Annotated in this window: 28 protein-coding genes, 2 tRNA genes and 1 other RNA gene; 17 read left to right on the top strand and 14 right to left on the bottom strand. The window is 71.9% G+C overall.

What is annotated here, in order from left to right:
* The first annotated feature begins 187 nt into the window (after positions 1 to 187).
* Positions 188 to 1,171, top strand: coding sequence for a type IV toxin-antitoxin system AbiEi family antitoxin domain-containing protein (locus Cba03nite_RS25400; protein ID WP_203751029.1), 984 nt, complete (start codon positions 188 to 190; stop codon positions 1,169 to 1,171).
* Between the two features lie 316 nt (positions 1,172 to 1,487).
* Here Cba03nite_RS25400 and Cba03nite_RS25405 read toward each other — a convergent pair whose 3' ends face one another.
* The gene (locus Cba03nite_RS25405) at positions 1,488 to 2,174 is read right to left on the bottom strand and encodes a bifunctional DNA primase/polymerase (RefSeq protein WP_239126003.1); all 687 of its coding nucleotides are present in this window, start codon (positions 2,172 to 2,174) and stop codon (positions 1,488 to 1,490) included.
* Between the two features lie 266 nt (positions 2,175 to 2,440).
* Here Cba03nite_RS25405 and Cba03nite_RS25410 point away from each other — a divergent pair, with 266 nt between their 5' ends.
* Genes Cba03nite_RS25410 through Cba03nite_RS25430 form a run of 5 tightly spaced genes read left to right on the top strand, consistent with a single transcriptional unit; the run spans position 2,441 to position 7,006 of the window.
* Complete coding sequence (locus Cba03nite_RS25410) at positions 2,441 to 3,667, top strand: helix-turn-helix domain-containing protein (RefSeq protein WP_203751035.1); 1,227 nt, start codon at positions 2,441 to 2,443, stop codon at positions 3,665 to 3,667.
* Positions 3,664 to 4,212, top strand: a complete 549-nt coding sequence (locus Cba03nite_RS25415) for a flavoprotein (protein WP_203751038.1) — start codon at positions 3,664 to 3,666, stop codon at positions 4,210 to 4,212. The genes Cba03nite_RS25410 and Cba03nite_RS25415 overlap by 4 nt, the downstream gene beginning before the upstream one ends.
* A 9-nt stretch (positions 4,213 to 4,221) precedes the next feature.
* Positions 4,222 to 5,040: a Nif3-like dinuclear metal center hexameric protein gene (locus Cba03nite_RS25420; RefSeq protein WP_203751046.1), complete on the top strand. Its 819-nt coding sequence runs from the start codon at positions 4,222 to 4,224 to the stop codon at positions 5,038 to 5,040.
* A 47-nt stretch (positions 5,041 to 5,087) separates the two neighbouring features.
* The gene (locus Cba03nite_RS25425) at positions 5,088 to 5,828 is read left to right on the top strand and encodes a zinc ribbon domain-containing protein (protein ID WP_203751048.1); all 741 of its coding nucleotides are present in this window, start codon (positions 5,088 to 5,090) and stop codon (positions 5,826 to 5,828) included.
* Positions 5,825 to 7,006, top strand: a complete 1,182-nt coding sequence (locus tag Cba03nite_RS25430; protein WP_203751050.1) for a bifunctional RNase H/acid phosphatase — start codon at positions 5,825 to 5,827, stop codon at positions 7,004 to 7,006. The genes Cba03nite_RS25425 and Cba03nite_RS25430 overlap by 4 nt, the downstream gene beginning before the upstream one ends.
* A 145-nt stretch (positions 7,007 to 7,151) precedes the next feature.
* Here the strand turns inward: Cba03nite_RS25430 and Cba03nite_RS25435 are convergent, their stop codons facing one another.
* From Cba03nite_RS25435 to Cba03nite_RS25455, 5 genes are all read right to left on the bottom strand, one after another.
* A complete protein-coding gene (locus Cba03nite_RS25435) occupies positions 7,152 to 8,558 on the bottom strand; it encodes an RNB domain-containing ribonuclease (protein WP_203751052.1) in 1,407 nt (468 codons plus the stop codon).
* Between the two features lie 51 nt (positions 8,559 to 8,609).
* Positions 8,610 to 9,281 (bottom strand): histone, encoded by a 672-nt coding sequence (locus Cba03nite_RS25440; protein ID WP_203751054.1) that lies wholly within the window; start codon positions 9,279 to 9,281, stop codon positions 8,610 to 8,612.
* 354 nt (positions 9,282 to 9,635) lie between these two features.
* A complete protein-coding gene (locus tag Cba03nite_RS25445; protein WP_203751056.1) occupies positions 9,636 to 10,631 on the bottom strand; it encodes a cation diffusion facilitator family transporter in 996 nt (331 codons plus the stop codon).
* A gap of 75 nt (positions 10,632 to 10,706) precedes the next feature.
* Entirely contained in the window at positions 10,707 to 11,210 is a 504-nt protein-coding gene (locus Cba03nite_RS25450; RefSeq protein WP_203751059.1) for a DUF1877 family protein, read from the bottom strand.
* Position 11,211: 1 nt separating this feature from the next.
* Positions 11,212 to 11,736, bottom strand: a complete 525-nt coding sequence (locus tag Cba03nite_RS25455) for a hypothetical protein (RefSeq protein WP_203751062.1) — start codon at positions 11,734 to 11,736, stop codon at positions 11,212 to 11,214.
* Positions 11,737 to 11,818: 82 nt separating this feature from the next.
* Here Cba03nite_RS25455 and Cba03nite_RS25460 point away from each other — a divergent pair, with 82 nt between their 5' ends.
* Positions 11,819 to 12,649 (top strand): DUF8692 domain-containing protein, encoded by an 831-nt coding sequence (locus Cba03nite_RS25460; protein ID WP_203751065.1) that lies wholly within the window; start codon positions 11,819 to 11,821, stop codon positions 12,647 to 12,649.
* Positions 12,650 to 12,746: 97 nt separating this feature from the next.
* Here the strand turns inward: Cba03nite_RS25460 and Cba03nite_RS25465 are convergent, their stop codons facing one another.
* Positions 12,747 to 13,205, bottom strand: coding sequence for a DUF4362 domain-containing protein (locus Cba03nite_RS25465; RefSeq protein ID WP_203751067.1), 459 nt, complete (start codon positions 13,203 to 13,205; stop codon positions 12,747 to 12,749).
* 173 nt (positions 13,206 to 13,378) lie between these two features.
* Between Cba03nite_RS25465 and Cba03nite_RS25470 the strand changes: the two genes are divergently transcribed.
* A complete protein-coding gene (locus Cba03nite_RS25470; protein ID WP_203751068.1) occupies positions 13,379 to 13,717 on the top strand; it encodes an LppU/SCO3897 family protein in 339 nt (112 codons plus the stop codon).
* Positions 13,718 to 13,760: 43 nt separating this feature from the next.
* Here the strand turns inward: Cba03nite_RS25470 and Cba03nite_RS25475 are convergent, their stop codons facing one another.
* On the bottom strand, positions 13,761 to 14,240 hold the full coding sequence (locus Cba03nite_RS25475) for a GNAT family N-acetyltransferase (RefSeq protein ID WP_203751069.1): 480 nt from the start codon (positions 14,238 to 14,240) through the stop codon (positions 13,761 to 13,763).
* Positions 14,241 to 14,303: 63 nt separating this feature from the next.
* An RNA gene (gene rnpB / locus Cba03nite_RS25480) (RNase P RNA component class A) lies at positions 14,304 to 14,719 on the bottom strand.
* A gap of 165 nt (positions 14,720 to 14,884) precedes the next feature.
* Here rnpB and Cba03nite_RS25485 point away from each other — a divergent pair.
* Entirely contained in the window at positions 14,885 to 15,637 is a 753-nt protein-coding gene (locus Cba03nite_RS25485; protein ID WP_203751070.1) for a sulfite exporter TauE/SafE family protein, read from the top strand.
* A gap of 36 nt (positions 15,638 to 15,673) precedes the next feature.
* Positions 15,674 to 16,360 carry an NADPH-dependent F420 reductase gene (gene npdG, locus Cba03nite_RS25490; protein ID WP_203751071.1) on the top strand — a complete coding sequence of 229 codons (687 nt, stop codon included), beginning with the start codon at positions 15,674 to 15,676 and terminating at the stop codon, positions 16,358 to 16,360.
* Positions 16,361 to 16,418: 58 nt separating this feature from the next.
* On the opposite strand, the gene panB is transcribed toward npdG, so the two are convergent.
* From panB to Cba03nite_RS25505, 3 genes are all read right to left on the bottom strand, one after another.
* Entirely contained in the window at positions 16,419 to 17,258 is an 840-nt protein-coding gene (gene panB / locus Cba03nite_RS25495; protein ID WP_203751072.1) for a 3-methyl-2-oxobutanoate hydroxymethyltransferase, read from the bottom strand.
* A 117-nt stretch (positions 17,259 to 17,375) separates the two neighbouring features.
* Positions 17,376 to 19,127: an NAD+ synthase gene (locus Cba03nite_RS25500; RefSeq protein WP_203751073.1), complete on the bottom strand. Its 1,752-nt coding sequence runs from the start codon at positions 19,125 to 19,127 to the stop codon at positions 17,376 to 17,378.
* A gap of 206 nt (positions 19,128 to 19,333) precedes the next feature.
* The gene (locus tag Cba03nite_RS25505; RefSeq protein WP_203751076.1) at positions 19,334 to 20,140 is read right to left on the bottom strand and encodes a hypothetical protein; all 807 of its coding nucleotides are present in this window, start codon (positions 20,138 to 20,140) and stop codon (positions 19,334 to 19,336) included.
* A gap of 163 nt (positions 20,141 to 20,303) precedes the next feature.
* Here Cba03nite_RS25505 and glnA point away from each other — a divergent pair, with 163 nt between their 5' ends.
* Together glnA and Cba03nite_RS25515 are read left to right on the top strand one after the other, a co-directional pair.
* Entirely contained in the window at positions 20,304 to 21,656 is a 1,353-nt protein-coding gene (gene glnA / locus Cba03nite_RS25510) for a type I glutamate--ammonia ligase (RefSeq protein ID WP_203751079.1), read from the top strand.
* An 86-nt stretch (positions 21,657 to 21,742) separates the two neighbouring features.
* Entirely contained in the window at positions 21,743 to 22,168 is a 426-nt protein-coding gene (locus tag Cba03nite_RS25515) for a DUF350 domain-containing protein (protein WP_203751081.1), read from the top strand.
* 178 nt (positions 22,169 to 22,346) lie between these two features.
* On the opposite strand, the gene Cba03nite_RS25520 is transcribed toward Cba03nite_RS25515, so the two are convergent.
* On the bottom strand, positions 22,347 to 23,225 hold the full coding sequence (locus Cba03nite_RS25520) for a 3-methyladenine DNA glycosylase (RefSeq protein ID WP_203751083.1): 879 nt from the start codon (positions 23,223 to 23,225) through the stop codon (positions 22,347 to 22,349).
* A 132-nt stretch (positions 23,226 to 23,357) separates the two neighbouring features.
* Between Cba03nite_RS25520 and Cba03nite_RS25525 the strand changes: the two genes are divergently transcribed.
* From Cba03nite_RS25525 to Cba03nite_RS25535, 3 genes are all read left to right on the top strand, one after another.
* Positions 23,358 to 24,131, top strand: coding sequence for a fumarylacetoacetate hydrolase family protein (locus tag Cba03nite_RS25525; protein WP_203751085.1), 774 nt, complete (start codon positions 23,358 to 23,360; stop codon positions 24,129 to 24,131).
* A 68-nt stretch (positions 24,132 to 24,199) separates the two neighbouring features.
* A tRNA-Gln gene (locus Cba03nite_RS25530) sits at positions 24,200 to 24,271 on the top strand.
* A gap of 135 nt (positions 24,272 to 24,406) precedes the next feature.
* Positions 24,407 to 24,482, top strand: a tRNA-Glu gene (locus tag Cba03nite_RS25535).
* Between the two features lie 69 nt (positions 24,483 to 24,551).
* Here Cba03nite_RS25535 and Cba03nite_RS25540 read toward each other — a convergent pair.
* Entirely contained in the window at positions 24,552 to 24,734 is a 183-nt protein-coding gene (locus Cba03nite_RS25540; protein ID WP_203751087.1) for a hypothetical protein, read from the bottom strand.
* 139 nt (positions 24,735 to 24,873) lie between these two features.
* Between Cba03nite_RS25540 and Cba03nite_RS25545 the strand changes: the two genes are divergently transcribed.
* Both Cba03nite_RS25545 and Cba03nite_RS25550 read left to right on the top strand, forming a co-directional pair.
* Positions 24,874 to 25,074 (top strand): hypothetical protein, encoded by a 201-nt coding sequence (locus tag Cba03nite_RS25545; protein WP_203751089.1) that lies wholly within the window; start codon positions 24,874 to 24,876, stop codon positions 25,072 to 25,074.
* A 170-nt stretch (positions 25,075 to 25,244) separates the two neighbouring features.
* A complete protein-coding gene (locus Cba03nite_RS25550; RefSeq protein WP_203751091.1) occupies positions 25,245 to 25,436 on the top strand; it encodes a hypothetical protein in 192 nt (63 codons plus the stop codon).
* Positions 25,437 to 25,576: the final 140 nt, after the last annotated feature.

Below are 25,576 nucleotides of genomic sequence, written 5' to 3' on the forward strand. Positions count from 1 at the left end.
AAGGGCACCTTCTTAACGCTATGCGTTATAGAAGGTGCCCTTCTTAACGTCCGCCTATCTCACCTGCGGCTTGTGCCGCATAGCAGATCACCCGCCCTGACGGGGGTTATCCACAAGCGCTTGCCTGTCCACAGGAACACGTTGCGATCGATTGTCTCGCGACGAGCCGGCGGTGACGCTGCCGCACATGACTTCCGACGCAGCCGCCGTGCTGGACGAGACGGCATACACACAGCGCAGGCTGGTCACCCGCGCGCAGGTGCTTCAGGCCGGGTACAGCGACATGCTCATCTACCGCCGCATCCGCGAGGGACGCTGGCAGCGCGTGCTGACCGGGGTGTACTGCCTCGACGGCGGAACGCTGACCGACGAGCAGCGGCGGGTGGCGGCGGCGCTCTACGCCGGGCCGGACGCCCAGATCACCGGTCCTTCGGCGCTGGCCTGGTACGGCTTCCGTACCCTGCCGGCCTCGGATGAGATCCACCTGTCCGTGCCGCACGAGACGCGCTGCCGGTCCAACGGGTTCGCCGTGGTGAAGCGGGCGACGGCGATGGATCGCCAGGCCCGCCATACCGAGCTCTACCGTGTGGTCAGTCCCGCTCGGGCGGTCGTCGACACGTGCCGGGAGCTGCGTGAGCTGCGTAGGGTCCGGGCTGTCGTGGCCGAGGCGGTGCAGCGGTTCCGGGTGACGCCGCACGTGCTCGACGAGGAGGTCCGCCGGGCGGCGCGAAGCCGGACCGCAGTGGTGCGCAGGGCGCTGGACGAGATCGCGGGCGGTGCCCGTTCCGCTCCCGAGGCGCAGACGCGAGCGGTGCTGGAGGCCAGTTCGCTGCTCGCCGGCCGGATGCTGTGGAATCCGCAGCTGGCGCTGCCGGACGGGACTCGGCTGCCCACACCCGACGGCTATCTGCCGGACGTGGCGCTGGCGATCGAGGTCGATTCGCGGGAGTTCCACCTGAGCCCCGAGGACTGGGCGCGGTCACTGGAGCGGCACAACATCCTGGGGCGGCACGGCGTGCAGGTCCTGCACTTCACTCCCTCGTTCGTGGAGTGTCAGCCGGACGAGGTACGCCGGATCGTCGAGCAGGCTGCGAGGCTCAGGGAGGGGGTGGCGGCCGATGTCCGGGTGACATCGGACGGTGCTTCGCCGCTCTCCAGGGAAAGGCGTTAAGAAGGTGCCCTTCCTCTACGCATAGCGTTAAGAAGGTGCCCTTCCTTTAGCGGGTGGGGCGGTGGGTGCTGGTGGGGCGGGAGCCTGAGGGGCGGGAGCCGTGCGGGCGCGCGCCCGAGGGACGGGTGCCTGCCCAGCGAGCTGCGGCTGTCGATCGTATGACCCCGAATTGGGACTCGACGTGCGACAAGTGCCGTTCTAGGTTGTCAGGTGCCATGTCGGACCTCCTCGATACCTCTTTCAACGACCGCGCTGCCGGGCGGTCGCTGCCCGGCGCGTGCCGCCGGGTGGGGACGAGGGGTGATGGAGCCGCTGCTCAGACGGCTCGGCGCAGGGTCGGGGTGGGCTTGAGGCCGACCGGCCGGGTCAGCATCGGCGGGGCGAGGCGGCGGCGGGCGTTGACGGGCAGGTCCAGGAACGCGGCGTCGAGCGCGACCAGTGCCCGGACGAGTGCGAGCTGGAGTTCCTCCGGATCCGGCAGCCGCCAGTCGACCTGCTGCGGGGAGACCTGCCAGCGCACCGGGCCCTCGGGCAGCACGGTGGGCGGCGCCGGGATCCACGAGCCGAGCGAGTGCCGTACGACGTCGACCCGGTGGTCCAGCTCGGAGGCGAACGTGCCGCCGGCGCGCATCAGGAACGTCCAGCGGCCGGCGGCGGTGACCGCGACGGGCCCGCGTACGCGTCCCGCGGAGGTGGCCCGGCCCGGCCCGGTCGGCGGGCCGCAGACGGCCTGCCTGCCGAGCAGCGCGGGCACCTCGATCGCGTCGAAGACGTGGCCGGCGGGCAGCAGCACCGCGTGCGGGCGCTCGCTCCACCAGTCGTCGAGCTGCGCGGTGGCGGTGCTCGACCGCAGCTCCCAGTCGTCGAGCAGCGGGTGGCAGCTGGTGGCGAGGCAGTCGGGGCGGTCGCAGGCCATCCGGCGGCCGTTGAAGAACCCGCCCGGGGTGACCGCCCAGCCGTGGTCGGCGTACCGCTGCGCGGCGAGCCGCAGCCGGCGTCGCAACAGGACTCTGCCGAACGGCGCCTGTGGCCACCGCATGAGCCCGACCCCCTCTTCCGGGTTACCCCCACCGACGTCATTAGATCGACATCTGCTGTTGCCGTCACCAATGCCGAAGGTTGTCGTTACATCGACAACAGTCCAGTAGCAAACGCCTGAATGCATTGTCCAACTGCAACTTGCATCTGAAGATACGAGTGTCGGACCGGATATGGGCGCACAGACTGTGCGACTCGGTCAGACCGACCCGATGAGGGGAGGGCTGGGAGATGGACGAGCTGCCGATCGGCCGCCGGGTGTCGTACTGGCGCAACCGACGCAAGATGTCGCAGCAGGTCTTCGCCGACCGCCTGGGCAAATCGAAGAGCTGGGTGGACAAGGTCGAGCGCGGCGTGCGCCGGCTGGACAAGTTCTCCGTCGTGTACGAGATCGCCGACGTGCTCCAGCTCGACGTCCAGCTCCTGCTGGGCAAGGACCCGGAGCGCAGGCCCGACAGCGTGAACTGCATCGACCAGATCGAGGTCGCCGAGATCCGCTCCGCGCTGGAGCGCTACGACCAGATCAGCGCGTTCTTCTACGCCGCGCCCGAGCCGCCGCCGATCGCCGAGATGCGCAAGGCGGCCCTGCACGCCTGGCAGACCTGGGAGCACGGCCGGTACGGCGTGCTGGCCCGCGCGCTGCCCCGGCTGCTGCGCGACGCCCAGGCCGCCGACACCGCGTACGCCCACACCGACGACTCGCGCGAGGCCGCGCACCTGCTCGGGCAGGTCTACCAGCTGGCCTCCTCGGTGCTGCGCAAGCTCGGCGAGCTGGACCTGAGCTGGCTGGCCGCGGACCGCTCCATCGCCGTCTCGCAGCGGGCCGGTGACCAGCTGCTGGCCGGGGTGGCCACCACCCGGGTCGCGAACGCGCTGCGGGCGCTGGGCCGGCACCGGGCGGCGCTCGAGGTCAACGTCAACATCGCCAACCGGCTGTGCCCGACCGGCCCGGACACCACCGAGGACCGGCTGTCGGTGTACGGCTTCCTGCTGCTGCAGGGCGCGATGGCGGCCTCCTGTATCGGTGACAGCGCCACCATGCGGGACCTGCTGACCGGCGCCCAGGACGCGGCGGCCGGGCTGGGCGGCGACAAGAACCACTACTGGACCAGCTTCGGCCCGACGAACGTGCAGGTGCACCGGGCCGCGGCCGCGGTCGAGCTGGGCGAGGGCGGGCAGGCGATCGTCATCCACGAGAGCCTCGACCCGGCCGCGTTCAACGCGATGCTGCCGGAGCGCCGGGCCCATCACTACCTCGACATGGCGCGCGGCTTCGCCCAGGTGGGCGACGTGGAACGGGCCGGCGAGATGCTGCTGGAGGGCGACCTGCTGGCGCCCGCCGAGATCCGCTGCCGCCCGATCGCGCACGAGGTGCTCAGCGACGTCCTGCGCCGCACCCGCGGCACACCGTCGGCGTCGCTGGCGGAGCTGGCCGAGCAGATGGGCGTGGGCGTGTGACCGGCAGGCCGGTGCTGTACGCCCTGGCCTGCGGCTCGCCGGTGGCCCGTGACGTCGGGACGCTGGTGGCCCTCGCCCAGGAGCGCGGGTTCGACGTGTGCGTCGTGGTCACGCCGGACGGCCGTAAGTTCGTCGACGTGCCGTCGCTGGCGGCGCAGACCGGGCACCCGGTGCGCAGCACCTACAAGAACCCGGGCGACCCGGACGTGCTGCCCTCGCCGGACGTGCTGGTCGTGGCTCCGGCCACGGTGAACACCGTCAACAAGTGGGGTGCGGGCATCGCCGACACGCTCGCGCTGGGCCTGCTCGTGGAGAGCCAGGGCAAGGGCCTGCCGATCGTCGCGGTCCCGTACACCAACGACGCGATGGCGCGGCATCCCGCGTTCCAGGACAACATCACGCGCCTGCGCGGCTGGGGCATCGAGGTGCTGTACGGCGACGACGTGCTGAAACTGCACGCGCCGGGGGAGGGCGACGCCTACCGCCACGAGTTCCCGTGGGAACTGGCGGTGCAGGCCGCCGCACGGCTCTGCCCGCCTGACTAGTCTGATCGGGTGACCTGGACTGTCGCGTCGTTCACGCAGCTGCTGGAGGCCGAGTTCCCGCCCCGCTGGGCGGAGCCGTGGGACCGGGTGGGGCTGGTCACCGGCCGCCCCGAGCAGCCGGTGACCCGGGTGCTCGCGGTGGTGGACGTGCTGCCGCAGACCGTCGCGGAGGCGCTGGACACCGGCGCCGACCTGATCATCGCGCACCATCCGCTGCTGCTCAGCGGGGTGTCGTCGGTGGCCGCGACCACCTACCAGGGGCGCATCGTGCACGACCTGATCGGCAACGGGGTCGCGCTGTACGTCGCGCATACCAACGCCGACGTGGCCCGCCCCGGCGTGAGCGACGCCCTCGCCGACCTGCTCGGCCTGGTGGAGACCCGCCCGCTGCGGCCCACGGACGAGGGCCGCGGCTTCGGCCGCGTCGGGCGGCTGCCCGCGCCGCTCACCCTCGGCGAGTTCGCGCACCTCGCGGCGACCGCGCTGCCGGTGGGCAGCTGGGGCGTACGCGTCGCCGGCGACCCCGCCCGGACGGTGTCCACGGTCGCGGTGTGCGGCGGGTCCGGCGACGAGTTCATCCCCGACGCGGTGGCCGCCGGGGCCGACGTCTACCTGACCGGCGACCTCAAGCACCACCGCACCATCGACCTGGTCGCCTCCGGCGGGCCCGCGCTGGTCGACGCGGGTCACTACGCCACCGAGCGGCCGTGGCTGACACCGCTGGCCGCCTGGCTGCGGGCGCAGACGGGACTTGAGATCATCGTCTCCGACACGACCACCGATCCGTTCCGGTTCCACGCCTGCGCGACACTTGACCCTGTCGCCTGAGTGCGCCGCCCACCACGCAGACAACCGCAGAGAGAAGGAGTGCCGACGTGAAGGCCGACCCTAAGGACCAGCAGCGGTTGCTCGACCTGCAGGCCATCGACACGACGCTGCAGCAGCTGGCGCACCGCCGCAAGGTGCTGCCCGAGCTCGCCGAGCTGGACGTGCTGGGCAGGGCGATCGGCGTGCTCGAAGACGAGCGGGTGCGAGCCGAGGTCGAGGTCGACGACCTGGACCGCGACATCACCAAGCTGGAGCGCGAGGTCGACTCCGTACGCCAGCGGCGCGCCAAGGACCAGCAGCGGCTCGACGACGGGCGGCTGCCCGCGCGCGAGCTGACCGCCCTGGAGCACGAGATCACCTCGCTGACCCGGCGGCAGACCGAGCTGGAGGACGCCGAGCTGGAGCTGATGGAGAAGCGCGAGACGGCGCAGGGCAGGCTGGACGGCGTGGACGAGAAGATCTCCGTCGCACGCGAGAAGCGCATCGCCGCCGAGACCCGCCGCGACGAGGCGCTGACCGAGATCACCCGCGAGATCGAGTGGAAGCAGCAGGCCCGCCGCCCGCTCGCCGCCGACCTGCCGGGCGAGCTGGTCCAGCTGTACGAGAAGATCCGCGAGCAGTCCGGCGGCCTCGGTGCGGCGCTGGTGCAGCACGGCCGGTGCGGCGGCTGCCGCCTGGAGCTGTTCGGCGCCGACCGCAACCGGGTGAAGACGGCCCCGCCGGACGAGGTCGTGCGCTGCGAGGAGTGCCGCCGCATCATGATCCGCACTGCCGAGTCGGGCCTGTGACGGTCGTGCGGGTCATCATCGAGGCCGACGGGGGCGCCCGCGGCAACCCCGGCCCGGCCGGGTACGGCGCGGTCGTGCGCGATCCGGAGACCGGCGAGGTGCTCGCCGAGCGCAGCGCCGCACTGGGCGTGGCCACCAACAACGTCGCCGAGTACCGGGGGCTCATCGCCGGGCTGGAGGCCGCCGCCGAGCTGGGGGCGGCGCAGGTCGAGGCGCGCATGGACTCCAAGCTCGTGGTCGAGCAGATGTCCGGCCGCTGGCAGATCAAGCACCCGGGGCTGCGCCCGCTGGCCGCCGAGGTGGCCGCGCTGGTGCGCCGGTTCGACCGGGTGACGTACACGTGGATCCCGCGCGAGCGTAACCGCGCCGCCGACGCCCTGGCCAACGCGGCGATGGACGCGGCCGCGGCCACGGGCGGCGCCGGGGAGACCGTCATCGTCGCCACCATCACCGAGACGTCCGGCCCCGACCCCCTGTTCGACACGGCCGAGCCCGCCGCGAAGGCGCAGACCGCGGCCACGGGCCGCCCGGCGCGCGAGGACTGGGCGCCGCGCTCGTCCCCGGCGACGCGGCTGGTGCTGGTACGCCACGGCGAGACCGAGCTGACCGCCCAGAAGCGCTACTCCGGGCGCGGGGACGTGCCGCTGTCGGAGGTGGGGGAGCGGCAGGCCGCGCTGGCCGGGGTGCGCGTGGCCGGGCTGCGGCCCGACCGGGTGGTCAGCTCGCCGCTGAGCCGTTGCCGGGCCACCGCCGCGGCGGTCGCCGAGGCCGCCGGGGGCGTGCCGGTGAGCGTGGAGAAGGACCTGATCGAGTGCGACTTCGGCGCGTGGGAGGGGCTGACCTTCAGCGATGTGCGCGAGCGCTACCCGGCCGAGCTGGACGCGTGGCTGGGCTCGACGTCCGTCGCGCCGCCGAAGGGCGAGTCCTTCCAGCAGGTCGCCAAGCGGGTGCGCGGCGCGATGGGGCGGCTGCAGCAGGCGTACGAGGGGCAGACCGTGGCCGTCGTGTCGCACGTGTCGCCGATCAAGCTGATCCTGCGGGACGCGCTGGCAGCCGGGGACGCGTTCCTCTACCGGCTGCTGCTCGACCCGGCGGGCATCTCGATCGTGGACGTGTGGCCGGACGGCGGGGTGTCCGTGCGCACGGTGAACGACACGTCCCACCTGCTCGACGGCTGAGCGGCCGGCAGGGCCAGGCCACGTCGGAGCCCCGGCCCGCGCCTCCGACGGCGTTCCGGCCGGGCATCGGACGGCAGGATCCTCGTTCGAGCGTTAAGAAGGGCACCCTCCTCTACGTATAGCGTTAAGAGGGTGCCCTTCCTTTTCAGGCGAGGGTGAAGCGGACCAGGCGTTTGGTGGGGTCGGCCTGGGTGAGGCGGACCGTGACGCGATCGCCGGCGGTGAGGTCGCCGTCGCAGCGGGCGCGCACGGCGGGCTCGTCGAGGGCGACCGTGCCGCCGGGCTTGCCGTGGTTGGTGTCGAGGACCACGGCGGGGAAGGTCTCGCCGATACGGCCGGCCAGCACCGTGGCCTCGACCAGGTCCACCGCGCCCCGCTCGGCGGCGGAGGCGACCCGGTCCGTGCCAGACATGACGGCGGGCAGCTCCGGCAGCGCGGCGGCGGCCCAGGCGGGCACCTCCCGGCCCTCGTACAGGGCCAGGCAGACCTCGGTGACGTAGCGGTCGGCAAGCCGCCGCAGCGGGGCCGTGACATGTGCGTACGCGTCCGCGACGGCGCTGTGCAGCGGCTGCTGCGGCACCTCGCCCGCGAACGCCGTGTACCCGGCGCCGCGCAGCAGCTCGGCGGCCTCGTCGACGAACGCCGCCGCCTTGGGCTCGGCGGGATCGAGCGCGGCCAGCACCTGCCCAACCGTCGCGCCGTCCGGCCAGCTCACGCCCAGACCGCGGGCGGCGACGCGCAGCCGGTCGACCGCCTCGGGGTCCGGCGGGGGCATGGTGCGCAGCATGCCGATCTTCCCGGCGAGCATGATGCCCGCCGCGGCCCGGCCCGTGAGCAGCGAGATCTGCGCGTTCCACTCCTCGGCGGGCAGCGGTGCGCGCAGGCTCAGCCGCCAGCTGCCGTCGTGCGGCTCGATCTCCTGGTCGGGCATGGGCAGGTTGATCGCGCCGCGCTCCAGGCCCCGCGCGATGAGCAGCCGGCCCAGCTCGGGCAGCAGCGCGATCGCCTCGGTGAGCCGCCCGGCGTCCACATCGGCCTGCACACCCTCGTAGGCCAGCTTGGCGCGGCTGCGTACGCGGGCCCGCTCCAGGTGTACCGCGACGGTGTCACCCTCGGCGGAGACGTCGATGGTCCACACCACGGCGGCCCGGTCCACGCCGGGCAGCAGGCTCACCGCGCCCTCGCTGAGCACCGCCGGGTGCAGCGGCACCTTGCCGTCGGGCAGGTACACCGTCTGGCCGCGGCGCCAGGTCTCCGCCTCCAGTGGGCTGTCCGGGGCCACGTACGACGCGACGTCGGCGATCGCGTAGTGCACCCGGTAGCCGCCGCCGTCCCGGCGGAACAGGCACACGGCCTGGTCCAGGTCACGCGAGCCGGGCGGGTCGATGGTGACGAAGGGCAGGTCGGTGCGGTCGACGTCGGGCAGCTTGACCTCGACGGCGGCCGCCTCGGCCTGCGCCTGCGCCGCGGGCGGGAAGCCTTCCGGCAGTTCCAGCTCGCGGCGCAGGGCGGCGAAGTCGATGGCCTCGACGAGCAGTCGGCGGTATGCCATTGGTCATTCTTACCAGGCGCCCGCCTGCCACGGCGGGGCCCGTACGGACGCCTATCGGACCGACGACCGGACGGCCTTCTTCAGCGCCCTCTTGCGCATCGTCGCCTTGCGGGCGGGCGCGGACTTCGCCGCGGTCCGCCGGGCGGGCGAGGTGCTGCGTGCCATCACGGCCTTGCGCATCGGCGTGCTCCGGCGGGCCGTCGTGCTCTTGCGCGCGGTGGTGGTCTTGCGCACGGCGGACGTGGATCTGGCAGGCGACGCCTTCTTCGCGGCCGTCTTGCGGGCCGCGGTGGTCTTCCTGGCGCCGTTGCTCCGCGCGGCGGCGGTGGTCTTCTTGGCCGCCGTGGTCTTCTTCGCGGCGGTGGTCTTCTTCGCTGCCGTGGAGCTGCGCGCGGTGGTGGCCTTCTTCGCGGGCGCCTTCTTGGCGGTGGTCTTCCTCGCCGTGGTGGTCTTGCGGGCCGGTGCGGCCTTCTTCATCGGCGTGGTCTTCTTGGCCGTGGTCTTCTTAGCGGTCGTGCGCGCCGTGACCGTCTTCTTGGCGGCCGTCGACTTCTTGGCCGGCGAGGTCTTCTTCGCCGTGGTCTTGCGCGCCGGCGACGTCTTCTTCGCGGCCGCGGCCTTCTTCGCCGCGGCCGGCCGGCTCGGGGCCTTCTTGGCCACGGCCTTCTTGGCAGCGGCCTTCTTTGCTGGGGCCTTCTTCGCTGCGGCCTTGGCTACGGCCATCGCTCGTCCTCCTCACGGATCGCGTCCTGCCGGACAGGTCTCCGGCGGAACCGTGGAACGGCCGTGGTTGCGGTGCCAGTCCGCGCACTGCTGCTCCAGACATCACTGTGCGCCGCAAAAGGAACATGTGCTGGCGAAATCCGTAAAAAAGTCAAATTCCTACGACCGCCGATGTGACCACTCCACAGTGCACGTATCGCGGCATCCCTTACTCCACCACCCGTTCCGGCACTCCCCACCCGTGTCCGCCGAGGAGCCGCGGGCGCCCGGCCGTGGTGCGGTTTCGGGGAAAGTGCAGCAATGAGCGGCTCGTTGCCTGCACTTTCCCCGAAACCGCACCCCGATGAGGGCGCGTCACGCGGGGCGGTAGGTGGCGCCGTGGGGGTCGGCGCAGTGGGCGGTGGAGATGGCGGCGGGGGTCTCGTGCTCGTCGGTGTGGTCGACCTGGAGGGTGGTGTGGTCGATGTGGTGGCGCTCATGGAGGAGGTGTTCGACGGCGCGGCGTACGGCGTGGCAGTCGCCGCCGGGCTGGACCAGGATGTGCGCCGACAGCGCCGGATAGCTCGACGTCACCTGCCATACGTGCAGGTCGTGGACCTCGACGACGCCCGGCGTGCAGGCCAGCTCGGCGCCCAGCGCGTCGGGGTCCACGCCCGCGGGCGCGGCCTCCAGCAGGATCCGGCCGGACGCGCCGAGCAGGCTCACCCCCGCCTTCACCATCAGCGCCACCACGATCAGCGAGGCGATGCCGTCGGCGCGGTCGAAACCGGTCAGCAGCACCACCAGACCGGCCACCGCGGTCGCGATGAACGCGAACAGGTCGTTGAGGATGTGCTGGAACGCCCCCTCGACGTTGAGGTTGGTGCGGTTGGCGCGGGACAGGCACCAGGTCGCGGCGAGGTTGACCGCGATGCCCGCCAGCGCGGTGAACAGCACCGCGCCGCCCGCGACGGCCTCGGGATGCAGCAGCCGCCGCACCGACTCGTACCCCAGCCAGGCCGCGAGCAGCAGCAGCGTGATGCCGTTCGCCTGCGCCGACAGGATCTCGGCCCGTTTCAGCCCGAACGTGTACCCGCCCCGGGGCGGCCGCGCCGCCAGCCGCATCGCGATCAGCGCCAGCACGATCGCGGCCGCGTCGGTGAGCATGTGCGCGGCGTCCGACAGCAGCGCCAGCGAGCCGGCCAGCACGCCCACCACGACCTCGACGCCCATGAAGCCGAGGATCAGCGCCAGCGCGATGCTCAGCCAGCGGCGGTCCGCGTCCGCGCTCACCCCGTGCCCGTGCGCATGGCCGTGCCCGGGGGAGTGACCGTGCCCGGATGAGTGGTCGTGCGCGTGTCCGGTGCCCATTCAGCGCACCTCCTCGGCGTACCCGCGAGCGGCGGCAGCCAGCAGCACCCGTCGATCGTACAGCGCGGTCAGGTCCTAGCCGACCAGCACCTTCACGACCGCCTCGCCCGCGTCGGCGGCCCGGCGGTAGAACGCCGCCAGCGCCCGCGCGTGCCCGGCCAGGTGGGCGGCGCGCCGCTCGTCCCACGGGTGCGGCGAGTAACCGCGCAGCACCGCGGCCAGCTCCGCCTCGCGCCGCGCGATCCACACCGCGGGCTCGGCGCCGTCCAGGTACGCCGCGACGGCGCGCACCTCGTCCGGCGCGAGCAGCCCGATCTCCTCGTCGGTGGCGGGATCGACCGGATACCAGCCGCCGCCGGACACCACCAGGCTCGCGGCGTGCTCGCCGGGCGTGGCACCGCCCGCGAACAGCACCTCCAGCAGCAGGTAGTCCTCGGCCACGGCCACCACGGAGCCCTCGGCCAGCGCCGCCTCGTAGCCCTCGGCGCCGTACACCGGCACCTGCTCGAACAGGCTGCGCTGCGCCTTCGCGAAGTCGTCCGCGGGCACCCGGTGCCAGTACATGTCCACGCCGGTCACGTCAGACCTTCGCCTTCGCCTGGCTCTGCGTGCGCTGCGCCGGGGTCTTCGGCTTCTCGCCGCCGCTGCCCCACTTGTCGGAGTCGAAGCGGAACCAGCCGCCCTTGACGTCCCGGCCGCTGCCCAGCGCCAGCACCGCACGGATCTTCGCGGTCTGCTTGCCGTACACCTTCAGCAGCTCGGCGACGTCGGTGACCGGCACCGTCCACGTCGCCGAATGGTGACCCTCCACCTTGTACGGCAGATCGGGGCCCTTGCGGCTCTGCCCGCCCACCATGTGCCGGCCGCGCAGGCCCTTCACCTCGAACTCGCAGGTCACCACCTGCACCGCGCCCAGCGTCCCGTTCGTCAGGGTGGTGGCGATCAGGAACTCCTTGCTGTCGCCGGGCCCGAAGTTGTTGATGTGGTAGAGCCGCGCGCTCGGGCGCACCCGCGTGCGCCGGTAACCGGCAAGCGCCACCACCAGACTGGCCAGGGCGATCAGGACACCGGCGAGCGCGAGCATCCGGGCAGGGGTATCGGACACGGGGTGACTATGGCACAGAACCGGGCGCATGAGTAACCGGTGTACGCCGTGCTGTGGACAGCCGCCGCCTCGTTGAGCGGGCATGGGACTGGACATTCCGGCATCGCGCCTGCTGCGCCTGCTGCTCTGGTGCGTGGCCGCGATCCACCTGCTCAGCCTCGGGTTCACGATCGTGTACCACGGCTTCGGCGTGTACGACCTGATCCCGTACTGGGGAAGGATCGTCAAGTTCTTCTACGTCGACAAGGAGCAGAACCTGCCGACCTGGTTCTCCAGCGGGATCCTGTTCCTGGCCGCGCTGCTGCTGTGGCGCACCGGCGCAGCCGCCGCGGCCTCGGGCGGCCGCCACCGGTGGCACTGGCGGGTGCTCGCGGGCGTCTTCACCGTGCTGTCGCTGGACGAGTTCTCACAGTTCCACGAGCTGGGCGCGCAGGCCGACGTGCTCGACGGCAAGGCGTCCTACCTGTCCTGGCTCGTCCTCGCCGCCCCAGTGGTCGTCGTGCTAGGCCTGGCCTACCTGCGCCTGCTGCTCAGCCTGCCGCCGCGCATCCGCTGGCTGCTGCTCGCCTCCGCCGCCCTCTACCTCGGCGGCGCCGCCGGGATCGAGGTCCTCGGCGCCTTCACCGGCCGCGAGAACATCGGCTTCACCCCCGGCTGGGCCTCCATGGGCTACGTCCTCGCCGCCTCCGCCGAAGAACTCTGCGAAATGCTCGGCGTCACCCTCTTCATCTACACCCTCGCCACAAACCTAGAAAGGAAGGGCACCTTCTTAACGGAATACGTAGAGGAAGGGCACCTTCTTAACCCTCGGGCGGCCGAGTCCCCCGGGGGTCGGGGGCGGCGGGTGCCGTTGCCGGTGCGGCGGCAGGAAAGTGGCCGTTCCGCACCGTCTCCGGCGCGCAGCCACCGCTGATCCCCGCGGCTTTCGCTGATCGGGTGCCGGCCGCCCGCGAGGTCAGGCGCGCCGGAGCGGCCCACCGCGGGTCCGGCCCCGCCCAGTGTCCCGGCGCTCAGCCGATCCGGACCGGGGACGAGCACGTCGCGAACGTCAGCGCCGCGCCGCCCGCCGCCGGGCCGGTGCACGTCTCGCGGAACATGGTCCCGCTGCCGAAGCCGTCCTCCCTGGCATCCGTGACCACCTCGACCCTGCCGTCCGGCAGCGCTGTGTACGCGTACCGGATCGGGTCGCCCTCGACGGTCGGCCGGGTCACCTTCAGCACGGCGGGGCGCTTGTCCCGTACCGCGTCCAGGAAGCAGGCGGTCGTCTCGGCCGACACCTCGCCGCCCTGGAGCAGCACGACATCGCCGCAGTCCGTGGGCTCGGCGGGCGCGGCCGGGGCGACGGCGGAGGGCCGCGGCGCGGCTGCCGTCGCGGTGGCGGCAGGACGGGCCGGCGAATCCGCCGAACAGGCCGCCTGCGCGAGCACGATCGGCAGCAACGCCACGAGCAGCAGTCTGCGCAGCGGCATCAGGAACCTCCCGTGGTCGAACATCCCGTACCTAGGACAGGCCACGGCCGGGATCCGTTCCCGGCGCTCGATCCGGATCGCACCGCCCGTAGGCCAACGGGGCATCGGCGGGTCGACAGGCCACCGAGAGCGACGGTAACGTCCGCCATTCATCAGCAGGGAGGGCGGTGGGCGTGGACTCGTCGACGAAGATCGTGATCGGCGTGGTCGGCGGGGTGGTGCTCGGCGTCGTCACCTGCGCCATCGTCGGAGTCAGTTACTTCGTCGGTATCCGCCAGGAGAATCCGCCGCTCCCGGCCCCGGCGGTCGAGCAGTCGAGCGCGGTAGGTGCTCTCGCCGTCGGGGACTGCGTCAAGCAGGCCGGGGCGGACGCCGCTCCGGCCGACTGCGCGGAGCAGGGCGCATACCGGATCGTGAAGATCGGCGCCTCGGTGATCGACTGTCCGGATGCCGGGCAGCCCCATGTCTTCCTCGGCGGCAAGGTGCTGTGCCTGGCTCCGGCCGCTCCGTGACAGCCGCGCGAGACGGCCGGTCCCGGGACGGGCGCGGTGTGGGCTAGGGGTGCAGGACGTAGCGGTGCACGTCGACGGGGCTGCCGTCCGGGGCGATCCAGGCCGCGACCGTGGTGCCCGTACGCCGCCAGCCGGTGCGCTCGTACAGCCTGATCGCGGCCCCGGCATGGGCGGTCACGTCCAGCATCAGCGGCAGGTCCCGGTCACGGGCCCAGGTGACGGCCGTGTCGAGCAGCGCCGCGGCCACTCCGGCGCCCTGCGCGGCGGGCGAGACGAACAGGCGGCTGATGTTGTGGCCGTGGGCGGGACTGTCCCGCAGCAGCACCTGGCCCACGACCTGCTCGCCGAGGACGGCGACCCAGCCCTGCTCGATGTCGGCAGGGGTCAGCCAGGCGACGGGATCAGCGGGCCAGCGGGTCGGGTAGCCCGCGCCGGAGGCGTGTACGGCAGCCAGCGCTTCGACGCAGGCGGGCAGGTCGGACACCTCTCGGGTGCGGACGACCAGGGGGTGCGAAGCGGACACGCCGCCGATCATGCCACGGCGTCCGGAACGGGTGCGGCAGTCGCCCAGAGCCGGTACAGGGGACGGACGAGTCGGCCTGTACGCCGGATTCTGTGCCCCGCGCTCGCGCGCGGGCGGCGGTCATCCATCTAGGCCTGCCGTCGCCGGCAGGCTCGAGCAACCTACCCGCGGACATCGGGCGGGCCGCCCTCGATCGTCCGCGCGGCCTCCTGCCCGCCGAGGCGGGTCGAGCGGCCTTTCTTGGTCTTGCTCCGGGTGGGGTTTACCGAGCCACCCCGGTCACCCGGGGTGCTGGTGAGCTCTTACCTCACCGTTTCACCCTTACCCGCCGCTCCGAAGAGCCGCGGGCGGTCTGTTCTCTGTGGCACTTTCCCGCGGGTCGCCCCGGGTTGCCGTTAGCAACCACCCTGCCCTGTGGAGTCCGGACGTTCCTCGGCACCAGCGGTTTCCCGTGGTGACGCGACCGCCCGGCCGACTCGTCCGTCGCGTTGACCATGATACGGCTTCCGCGCGGAGCGCTTGCCACCGCGCGGGCTGGGGAGGGTTGATCGCGAGTTCGTGTCACAACCTGCGGTTGGAGCGCACTTCGTGACACGAACCAGCGATCAACCCCGAAACCCGGCCACCCGCTAGCCTCGCGTGGGATGGATGTAGGGATGCTGGGCCTGCTGGCGGGCGCCGGGGTGGTGGCCGGGGGTGTGAACGCGGTGGCCGGGGGCGGCTCGCTGCTGATGCTGCCCGCCCTGCTGGCGCTGGGCGTGCCGCCGATCCAGGCGACGGTCACCAACTCGATCTCCGTGACCGGCGGCTACTCCGCGAGCGTGCTGGGCACCCGCCAAGACCTGCAAGACCAGGGGGTACGCCTGCGCGTGCTCGCCCCGACCGTGGTGGCGGGGGCCATCACCGGCTGTGTGCTGCTGCTGCACACGCCACCCGGCGTCTTCGCCAAGGTCATGCCCCTGCTGGTGCTGGCGGCGTCGCTGTTGCTGGCGTTCCAGGAGCGGGTGGTGCGCCTGGTGGGGGAGCCGCACGGCCAGCCCGCCTGGCTGCGGTACCTGCTGCTGTTCGGGGTCGGCGTCTACGGCGGCTACTTCAACTCGGTGCTGGGCGTCATCCTGATCGCCGTGCTGGGCGTGGTCCTCGTGGAGACCATGAACCGCGTGGTGGCGCTGAAGAACGCCCTCCAGCTCGCCGTGGGCGTGGTCGCCACGACGGCGTACACCCTGTTCGGGCCGGTCTTCTGGCCGGCGGTGGCGGTGCTGGTGCCCGCGACGCTGCTGGGCGGGTTCGCCGGGGCGCGGCTGGGGCGGCGGCTGCCGGCCCGGACGCTGCGCGCGGTCATCGTGGGCTTCGGGGTGGCCGTGGCGGGCGTGCTGTTCGTGCGAGCCATGTCATAGCGCGCTGAACGCTCGTTCGGTGCGAGGATCGGGCGTATGGCTTTGGATCTCGCTTCCCTTCCCGACGTCAGCGGGCTGACGGTCGGCATTCTCGGCGGCACCGGCGATCAGGGCCGCGGCCTGGCATACCGGCTGGCCCTGGCCGGGCAGCAGGTGCTGATCGGCTCGCGCAGCGCCGAGCGGGCGCAGGCGGCGGCGCAGGAGCTGGGGCAGCTGTCCGGCGGGAACGTGGGCGGCGGCGAGAACGCCGACGTCGCGGCGCGCTCGGACGTGCTGATCGTCGCGGTGCCGTACGCCGGGCACGCCGCCACCCTCGCCGACCTGGCCGAGGTGCTGGTCGGCAAGATCGTGGTGGACTGCGTGAACCCGCTCGGCTTCGACAAGCAGGGCCCGTACGCCCTCAAGGTCGACGAGGGCAGCGCCGCCCAGCAGGCCGAGGTGCTGCTGCCCGGTGCCCGGGTGACCGCGGCGTTCCACCACGTCAGCGCGGAGCTGCTGGCCGACCCGGCGGTGACGTCGATGGAGCTGGACATCCTGGTGCTCGGCGACGACCGCGAGGCCGTGGCCGTGGTCCAGGCGCTGGCGGGCCGCATCCCCGGCATGCGCGGCGTGCACGCGGGCCGCCTGCGCAACGCCGGCCAGGTCGAAGCCCTCACGGCCAACCTGATCGCCATGAACAAGCGCTACAAGGCTCACTCCGGCCTCCGCGTCACCGACGTCTGAGAGACGTTAAGAAGGGCACCTTCTTTTACGCATAGCGTTAAGAAGGTGCCCTTCCTTTTCAGAAGGTGTGGGTGGCGGTGGGGAAGGTGCCTTCGCGGACCTCGGCGGCGTAGGCGGTGGCCGCCTCGGACAGGACCGTGTGCAGGTCGGCGTACTTCTTGACGAAGCGGGGGGTGGGGCCGGCGGAGGCGGGGCGCAGGCCGGCCATGTCCTGCCAGACGAGGACCTGGGCGTCGGTGTCGGGGCCCGCGCCGATGCCGATGGTGGGCACCGGCAGCTCGGCGGTGACCTGCTTGGCGACGTCGCCGGGGACCATCTCCAGGACGACGGAGAACGCGCCCGCCTCGACGGCCTCGCGGGCCTGCTGGAGCACGGTGGCGGCCGCGTCCTCGCCGCGGCCCTGCACCCGGTAGCCGCCGAGCTGGTGCTCGGACTGCGGGGTGAAGCCCAGGTGCGCCATGACGGGGATGCCCGCGCCGGTGATCGCGGCGATCTGCTCGGGGCGGTGGCCCTCCAGCTTCACCGCGTGGCAGCGGGCCTCCTTCATGAAGCGGACCGCGGTGCGCAGCGCCTGCACCGGGCCCTCCTCGTACGTGCCGAAGGGCAGGTCGCCGACGATCAGGGCGCGCTTGGTGGCGCCGACCACGGCGCGGACCAGGGGGAGCATCTCCTCGACGGTGACCGGCAGGGTCGACTCGTAGCCGAACACGTTGTTGGCGGCCGAGTCGCCGACGAGCAGCACGGGGATGCCCGCCTCGTCGAAGATCTGGGCCGTGTACTGGTCGTACGAGGTGAGCATGGCCCACTTCTCGCCACGCTCCTTGGCCAGCTGCAGGTGGCGGGTGCGCACCCGCGTGCCGGCCGGCCCGCCGTAGAGGGAGGGCACACTGTCGGACATCGCTGTCTCCTCTCTCCTCGAAGCCGCGAACGCGGTCCCCGGGATCTGAGGACGATGTTTCCACCTGTTGAACACCCGATGTCAGGGTTCAGTGGAGTAATTCACTGAGCGCCCGGGTCAGCTCTCCCGCCAGCGGTTGGTGATCGGCATGCGGCGGTCGCGGCCGAACGACTTGAACGAGATCTTGGTGCCGGGCGCGGACTGGCGCCGCTTGTACTCGGCGCCGTCGATCAGGCGCAGCACCCGGTCCACCAGCGCCGGATCGTGGCCCTCGGCGACCAGCTCGGCGCGGCCCTTGTCGCCGTCCACGTAGCCCATGATGATCGGGTCGAGCGTGTCGTACTCGGGCAGCGAGTCGGTGTCCAGTTGGCCGGGGCGCAGCTCGGCGCTCGGCGGCTTGGTGATGGAGTTCTCCGGGATCACCTCGCCGACGGTGTTGCGCCAGTTGGCCAGCTTCCACACCAGCGTCTTCGGCACGTCCTTGAGCGGGTTGAACGCGCCGACCGAGTCGCCGTAGAGGGTCGAGTAGCCCACGGCCAGCTCGCTCTTGTTGCCGGTGGTGAGCACCAGGTGGCCCTCCTGGTTGGACAGCGCCATCAGGATCACCGCGCGGACGCGGGCCTGCAGGTTCTCCACGGCCAGGCCGGACAGGTTCAGGTTGGACAGGAAGCCGTCGACCATCTGCTGGATCGGCTCGATGCGGTAGTCCAGGCCGGTGAGCCGGGCCAGGTCGGCGGCGTCGTCGCGGGAGTGCTGCGACGAGTGGCCGCTGGGCATCGAGACGCCGACCACGTGCTCGGCGCCGAGCGCGTCCACCGCGATCGCGGCCACCACCGACGAGTCGATGCCGCCCGACAGGCCCAGCAGCACCGACTTGGCGCCGTTCTTGCGCACGTAGTCGCGCAGGCCGAGCACGAGCGCGTTCCACACCTCGGCCTCGTCGCCCAGGCGCGGGGCGATGCCGGCGTCGGCGGCCGGGCCCTGCGGCGCGGCCCACGAGGTGGGCAGCAGCACCCGCTCGACGCGCATCGCGCCGAGGTGGCCGTCGGGGGCGTCCGGGTCGGCCTCCGGCAGCGGCAGGTCGTGCACCATGAGCGCCTGGTGGAACTGGGGGCCGCGGGCCAGCAGCGTGCCGTCGGCCGCCACGATGATCGAGTCGCCGTCGAAGGTCAGCTCGTCCTGGCCGCCGATCATGTTGACGTACGCCACGGCCGCGCCGGCCTCCTGCGCCCGCCGCGCCACCAGCGGCAGCCGCACGTCGTCCTTGTTCAGCTCGTACGGCGAGCCGTTGATGTTGACCACGAGCCCGACCCGGGCCGACGCGGCGACCGCGAACGGCCCGCCCGCCTGCCAGATGTCCTCGCACACGGTCAGCGCCAGGTCGGCCTGGCTGCCGTCGGCCCACACCGCCCGCACCACGGTCAGCGTGTCGCCGGGCACGAAGTAGCGGTCCTCGTCGAAGACGCCGTAGTTGGGCAGGTGGTGCTTGTGGTAGCGGGCCGCGACCACACCGCGGTGCAGCAGCGCCAGCGAGTCGCGCGGGCCGACCGGGGAGGTGCTGTCCGCGCCGAGCCGCGCCGGGCCGTCGGCGTCGAGGTAGCCCACGATGACCGCGGTCTCGCCCAGCCCGTCGGCGTGCAGGTCCGCGGCGAGGCGGGTCAGCGCCCGCTGCGAGGCCTCGACGAAGGACTGCCGGAACACCAGGTCCTCGACCGGGTAGCCGGTCAGCATCATCTCGGGGAAGGCGACGACGTGCGCGCCCGCCTCGGCGCCCCGCGCCGCCCACTCACGGATGAGCGCGCTGTTGCCGGCGAGGTCGCCGACGGTGGGATTGACCTGGGCGAGAGCGAGACGCAGCGTGGCGGTCATAGCCACATCTTCCCGCACACCCCCGCCCCCGCGTGCCACCCACACCCCGTGTGCCCCACCACACCCCCCATGATCGTCCGACTTGCCAGGCAGATGGGCGAAAGCGGCCTCAAGATACGCCCGAGTGCCAGGCAAGTCGGAGGATCATGACGCCCGGCGGCGCGGGCCGCGGGCCGCGGGGCGGGGGCGGGGACTGGGGCGGGTGGTCAGGGCTGGGGGGCGCCGAGGGTGATGGGGAGGAGTTTGCGGGCGGCCTGTTCGAGCAGGCCGGTGAAGCGGGTGAGGTCGGCTACGGCGCCGGTGGGCTCGCCGGAGTCCATCTCGCGCAGGCCGGACAGGACCCCGCCGACGCGGCCCAGCGCCAGGTAGCCGGTCATGGTCTTGGCCTTGCCGGTGAGCGTGAAGCGGACCGCGTACGCGTCGCCCTCCAGCTTCAGCAGCTCGGCGGGCAGGCTGTCGCGCGGCACGTCGTCGACGCGGACGCGCACCGCCGTGCCGTCGTCCAGCACCGCGTTGAAGTCGCGGCAGCGCTGCCCCAGGCGGCGCAGCTCGCCGAGCGTGGTCGCGGCGCCGTCCCCGGTGAAGGTGGCCAGCACCTGGGTGATCAGTGTCGGGCCGCGGTGCTTGGAGACCGCCTGGGCGCTGGGCTCGAGCGCGCCCTTCGGGTGGGTGGAGACGGTGGCCGCCGCGGTGCGGATCAGCTCGTCGGGGGCGCTGAGCAGGGCTGCGCAGCGCTCCTGCTTGGGCGGTTTCGGCTTGGGCGAGGCGGCCGGCGGCTGCGGGGCGTAGCTCGCGGGCAGGTCGATCGGGGCCAGCAGGGCCGCCTGCAGCTCCGGCTGGCTCGCCGTGATGGTGTCCGTCTGGCGTACACCGGCGGCCTGTCCCTGCTTCTGGCGATGCGAGGCGCCCAGCACCCCGGCCAGCGTGAGCGCGGTGATCAGCAGACCGCCGAGGGCGACGCCCCCGGCGATCGTGCGGTGCCGGACGGGGAACAAACGGTCCAGGCGGTTCATGGGCGCTCCTCGCGCGAGCTTGTTACTGCCCCGTCCAACGGGGTGAAGGGCGTCGAAGTTGCGGGATCACCGTGGCCCGGCGTAGAGCTGAGGTATGGCGTAACGTGCCCGTAATGAGGCCGCGCCAGACTGGCCCGGAGATCTCGTCCGAGAGAGGCATGCCGTGGATCGTCAGCAGGAGTTCGTGCTGCGCACGCTTGAGGAGCGCGACATCCGGTTCGTGCGCCTCTGGTTCACCGATGTGCTCGGCACCCTGAAGTCGGTCAGCGTCGCCCCGGCCGAGCTGGAGTCGGCGTTCGAGGAGGGCATCGGCTTCGACGGCTCGGCCATCGAGGGCTTCGCGCGGGTCTACGAGTCCGACATGATCGCGATGCCGGACCCGACCACCTTCCAGGTGTTCCCGTTCGAGGGCGGCGGCTCCGGGGAGAGCGCGCGGATGTTCTGCGACATCCTCATGCCCGACGGCACGCCGAGCTGGGCCGACCCGCGCCACGTGCTGCGCCGCGCGCTGTCGAAGGCCGCGGACAAGGGCTTCACCTTCTACACCCACCCCGAGGTCGAGTTCTTCCTGCTCGCCGACGCGCCCGCGGACGGCGGCGTGCCGACCCCGGTGGACGCGGGCGGCTACTTCGACCACACCACGCACGCCATCGCCCGCGACTTCCGCCGCCAGGCGGTGCTGGCGCTGGAGCGCATCGGCATCTCGGTGGAGTTCAGCCACCACGAGGTCGCCCCCGGCCAGCAGGAGATCGACCTGCGGTACGCGGACGCGCTGACCACCGCCGACAACATCATGACCTTCCGGCACGTGATGCGGGAGGTGGCGCTGTCGCACGGGGTGCGGGCCACGTTCATGCCCAAGCCGTTCACCGACCAGCCGGGCAGCGGCATGCACACGCACCTGTCGCTGTTCGAGGGCGAGCGCAACGCCTTCCACGACCCGGCCGACCCGCACAAGCTGTCCAAGACCGCGAAGGCGTTCATCGCGGGCGTGCTGACCCACGCGCGCGAGTTCACCGCGGTCACCAACCAGTGGGTGAACTCCTACAAGCGCCTGTTCCCGCAGACCCTCCCGGACCAGATCACCGAGGCTCCGGCGTACGTCTGCTGGGGCCACCTGAACCGTTCCGCGCTGGTGCGGGTGCCCGCGTACGGCAAGCCGAACTCGGCCCGGGTCGAGGTCCGCTCGCTCGACTCCGCCTGCAACCCGTACCTGGCCTTCGCCGTGCTGCTGGGCGCGGGCCTGAAGGGCATCGAGGAGGGCTACGAGCTGCCCCCGGGCGCCGAGGACGACGTGTGGGCGCTGTCCAGCGCCGAGCGCCGCGCGATGGGCTACGCCAGCCTCCCGGAGAACCTGTCCGAGGCGATCGACGTCATGGCCGGCTCGGAGCTGGTCGCCGACGTGCTCGGCGAGCACGTGTTCGACTTCTTCCTGCGCAACAAGCGCGCGGAGTGGGAGGAGTACCGGCGCGAGGTGACGCCGTTCGAGCGCCGCAAGTACCTGGGTGCGCTGTAGGCCACCTGCTGATCCCTGTGCGGCGGGCCCCCTTGCGGGGGTCCGCTAGCCTGCCCCACGACGTCTGACCTAGTGGAGGCAGTTTCATGTTGCAGGATCTGATCACGGGCGCGTGGCAGAGCGTGGTCTTCGGGGTGGCCGGCGTCAGCCTGATGGCCGTCGGCTTCATCGTGGTGGACCTGCTCACGCCGGGCCGCCTGCGCGAGCTCATCTGGCACCAGCGCAGCAGCAACGCTGCCCTGCTGCTGGCCGCGAACCAGCTCGGCATCGCGCTGATCGTGTTCACCGCGATCTTCACCAGCTACGAGGACTTCGGCAAGGGCCTGGCCTCGACGGTGGTCTTCGGCGTGCTCGGCATCGCCCTGATGGCCCTGGCCTTCTTCGTCCTCGACTGGCTGACCCCCGGCCGCCTCGGCGAGATGATCGCCGAGGTCGAGCCCCACCCCGCCGCCAAGGTCGTCGCCGCCACCCACTTCGGCGCCGCCCTCATCGTCTGCGCCTGCATCGCCTGACCGCCCCCTCTCCCGCGCCTCTCTCTCCCGCGCCGATCTTGCGCGAACTGTGGGGACGACACGCCTGAAACGGGCGAATGCCTAACAGTTCGCGCAAGATCGACTTGATCATGCACGCCGGCACCGGAGCGCCACGGTGCCGCGCGAGGGTGGCGTCGGGGAGTGAGATCGGCGGGGATCAGGGGGCGGGGAGGGTGAGCAGTGCGTCGCAGTGGGCGGTGAGCGCGGCGCGTAGCGGGGCGGCGCGGGTGGCGAAGTCACGCTGCTGGGCGGCGTAGTCGGCGCGGCCCTCGGGGGTCTCGATGCGCACCGGGGGGAAGCCCAGGGCATCGAGGTCGTACGGGCTGGCGCGCATGTCCAGCACCCGGATCTCGCGGGACAGGGCGAAACAGGCCGTGACCAGCTCGCTGGGCACCAGCGGGGACAGCTTGTACGCCCACTTGTAGAGGTCCATGTTGGCGTGCAGGCAGCCGGGCTGCTCCAGGACCGGCTGCAGCTCCCGCGACGGCTGGTGCACGTTGAGCGGACGGGCGGGCGCGGTGAAGAAGCGGAACGCGTCGAAGTGGGTGCAGCGTACCCCCCGGTCTTCGACGACCTCGGCGGTCGCGGCGGGGGACAGCCGCAGCGGCCAGGCGTTGTGCCGCACCTCCTGCTGGGTCTGCCGGTAGACCATGGCCCACTCGTGCATGCCGAAGCAGCCCAGCTGAGCGGGGCGCGACGCGGTCGCGGCCAGCAGGTCGCGGATCCAGCGCACGGCCTCGGCGCGCTTGGCGAGCAGGGTCGGGTCCAGCAGCACGCCGCCGTCGGCGGCGACGTAGTCGCGGGCGGGCTCGCCGTCGATCAGCAGCACCCCCGCGCCGGGGTGCCAGCGCCGCAGCTGGGCCGGGCGATGCGAGTAGTAGGTGAACAGGAAGTCGTGTACCGGGTGCTTGACGCCGTCGCGGCGCCGGGCCAGGTGCGTGGCCAGCCAGCCGTCGACGAGCTGCTCGTGCGCCTGCCGCCGGGCACGCCACACCGCCGGGTCCAGGACCTCGGTGATGGCGGTGGCGGCGGTCACCCGGCAAGGGTAGCCGCGGCGTGCGCCCCAACCGGGCGGGCGGTGTCGGCCGTGGAGCGAGCCGGGTCACACCGGGGCGGCGCGTAAGTTGGAGCGCAGAATCAATCAACTGAGCTTCGGCTGGGGGCTGTGGTGCGCATCGCACGTTTCGTTCATCCGGGTGGCATGTCGTTCGGCGTCGTGGAGGGCGACCCGGAGGCCGGCTCGCAGGCGCTGACGGTGCGCGCGATCAACGGGCACCCGTTCGGTGAGCTGGACTACACCGAGCAGCGGTTCGCGCTGGCCGACGTACGCCTGCTGTCGCCGATCCTGCCCAGCAAGGTGATCGGGGTGGGCCGCAACTACGCCGAGCACGGCGCGGAGGTGCCCAAGGAGCCGCTGCTCTTCCTCAAGCCGTCCACTTCGGTGATCGGCCCGCACGACATCATCCGGCTGCCCGAGCAGTCGCACCAGGTCGAGCACGAGGCCGAGCTGGCCGTGGTGATCGGCGCCACCGGCGCGCGCCGGGTGGACCGGGCCGCGGCGGAGAAGGCGATCTTCGGGTACACCTGCGCGAACGACGTCACCGCACGGGATCTGCAGCGCAGCGACGGCCAGTGGACCCGGGCCAAGGGCTTCGACTCGTTCTGCCCGCTGGGGCCGTGGATCGACACGGCGGCCGACGTCTCCGACGTCGAGGTGCGCTGCGAGGTCAACGAGGAGGTGCGCCAGCTCGGCCGCACCTCGCAGATGGTGTTCGACGTGCCCTCGCTGGTGTCGTACGTGTCCCACGTCATGACGCTGCTGCCGGGCGACGTCATCCTCACCGGCACCCCGGCGGGCGTGTCCCCGCTGGCCGCGAAAGACGTGGTGAGCGTGCGGATCCAGGGGCTGGGCGAGCTGCGCAACCCGGTCGCGGCGCGCTAGCGGATACCGATTTGGCGCTGCCGGGGCCGTCAGGTAAAGTTCATCCCCGGCAGCGGAAACGGTGCCGATGGGGTATGGGGTAATTGGCAGCCCAACTGATTCTGGTTCAGTTAGTCTAGGTTCGAGTCCTGGTACCCCAGCAACCAAGCCTGAACGGGTGAGAGCCCGATTAGCGCGAGGCTGCTGGACCTGCTAAAGTTCAGCAGGCCGCCGAGCTGAGAGATCAGCAAGGCGGTCGAAAACTGAAGAAGAGATGTTCTCCGGAACGTCGACCTGGCCCCGTCGTCTAGCGGCCTAGGACGCCGCCCTCTCAAGGCGGTAGCGAGGGTTCGAATCCCTTCGGGGCTACCAGGTTAAAGAAGCGCACGAGCGATGCTCGTGCGCTTCTTTCGTCATCGGCATCGGGGCGACGGGATGCGGTCAAGGCCGGTACTGCTCCCAGTCGAACACGGTGGGGTGCACCTCGGTGCCACGCGGGACGCCCCCGTAGAGGTCCTTGGAGGGGTCGAGGGTGCTCCGGTTCCGGCTGCGCCTCGCCACGATCAGGAGCAGGACGGTGACCAGCGCCGCACCGCCGACCAGAACGCCTAAGAAGATCTCCATGCCCGGAGGGTAGCGACGCCCCGCCAGAGCCTAGGGCGCCGTGCGGCTCGGGGTGGGTCGCCGCGAGCGCGCCAGTGGGCTCGCTCCAGGTGCCCGTGCGGGGCAGCGGAATGTGGCCGGATGCCACTACCCTCCTGCCATGGAATTGCTGGTGGGGACTCTCGTCGTCGTGGCGGTGCTGATCGCCGTCATGGTTTTCATCGTGTCGCGGCGCAGCCGTAGCCGTAGCCGCCTCGACCCTTCGCAGGACGGGTACCAGGGCTTTCCCGACCACAAGACGCCAAGCCCCTACGGGACGCCTCACTCGGGCACAGAGAGCAACTCCGGCGGGTCCTTCTGAAGCTGCCAGCCCGACGGCGGCTTCGGGCGGCGCCGTCGTGGCTGGATGACCGAAGATCGCTACCTCGTGTCAGAACCCGTGGTTGGGCCTGAGTTTTCGACACGAAACAGTGATCTTCGCGGGCCGGTCCGGGGCTGTGGGAGGTGGCCTGGGGGCACTACCCTCCGGCCATGGAAGTACTGGTAGGCATGTTCGCCGTCACGGCGGTGCTGATCGCCGCCATGTTGCTCATCGTGTCCCGGCGCAGTCGCAGCCGCAGCACCCTCGACCCTTCCCGGGATCTCCACCAGGGTTTCCCGGACGACAAGAACCCCAGCTCGGTGGGCGGGCATCTGGTCGATACCCCGGGGTCGAACTTCTGACGAGCCGGTCGGCTTCAGAAGGCGCGCTTCCCGGGTGGCCGGGTCGGTGTCGGCGGTGGGGAGATCGCTGCTCCGTGTCAGAACCTGCGGTGAGGCCTGAGGTTCCGACACGAAGCAGCGATCTCTCCGTCCTGAGCGAG

It is taken from the genome of Catellatospora bangladeshensis (genome assembly GCF_016862575.1).
GTDB lineage: Bacteria > Actinomycetota > Actinomycetes > Mycobacteriales > Micromonosporaceae > Catellatospora > Catellatospora bangladeshensis.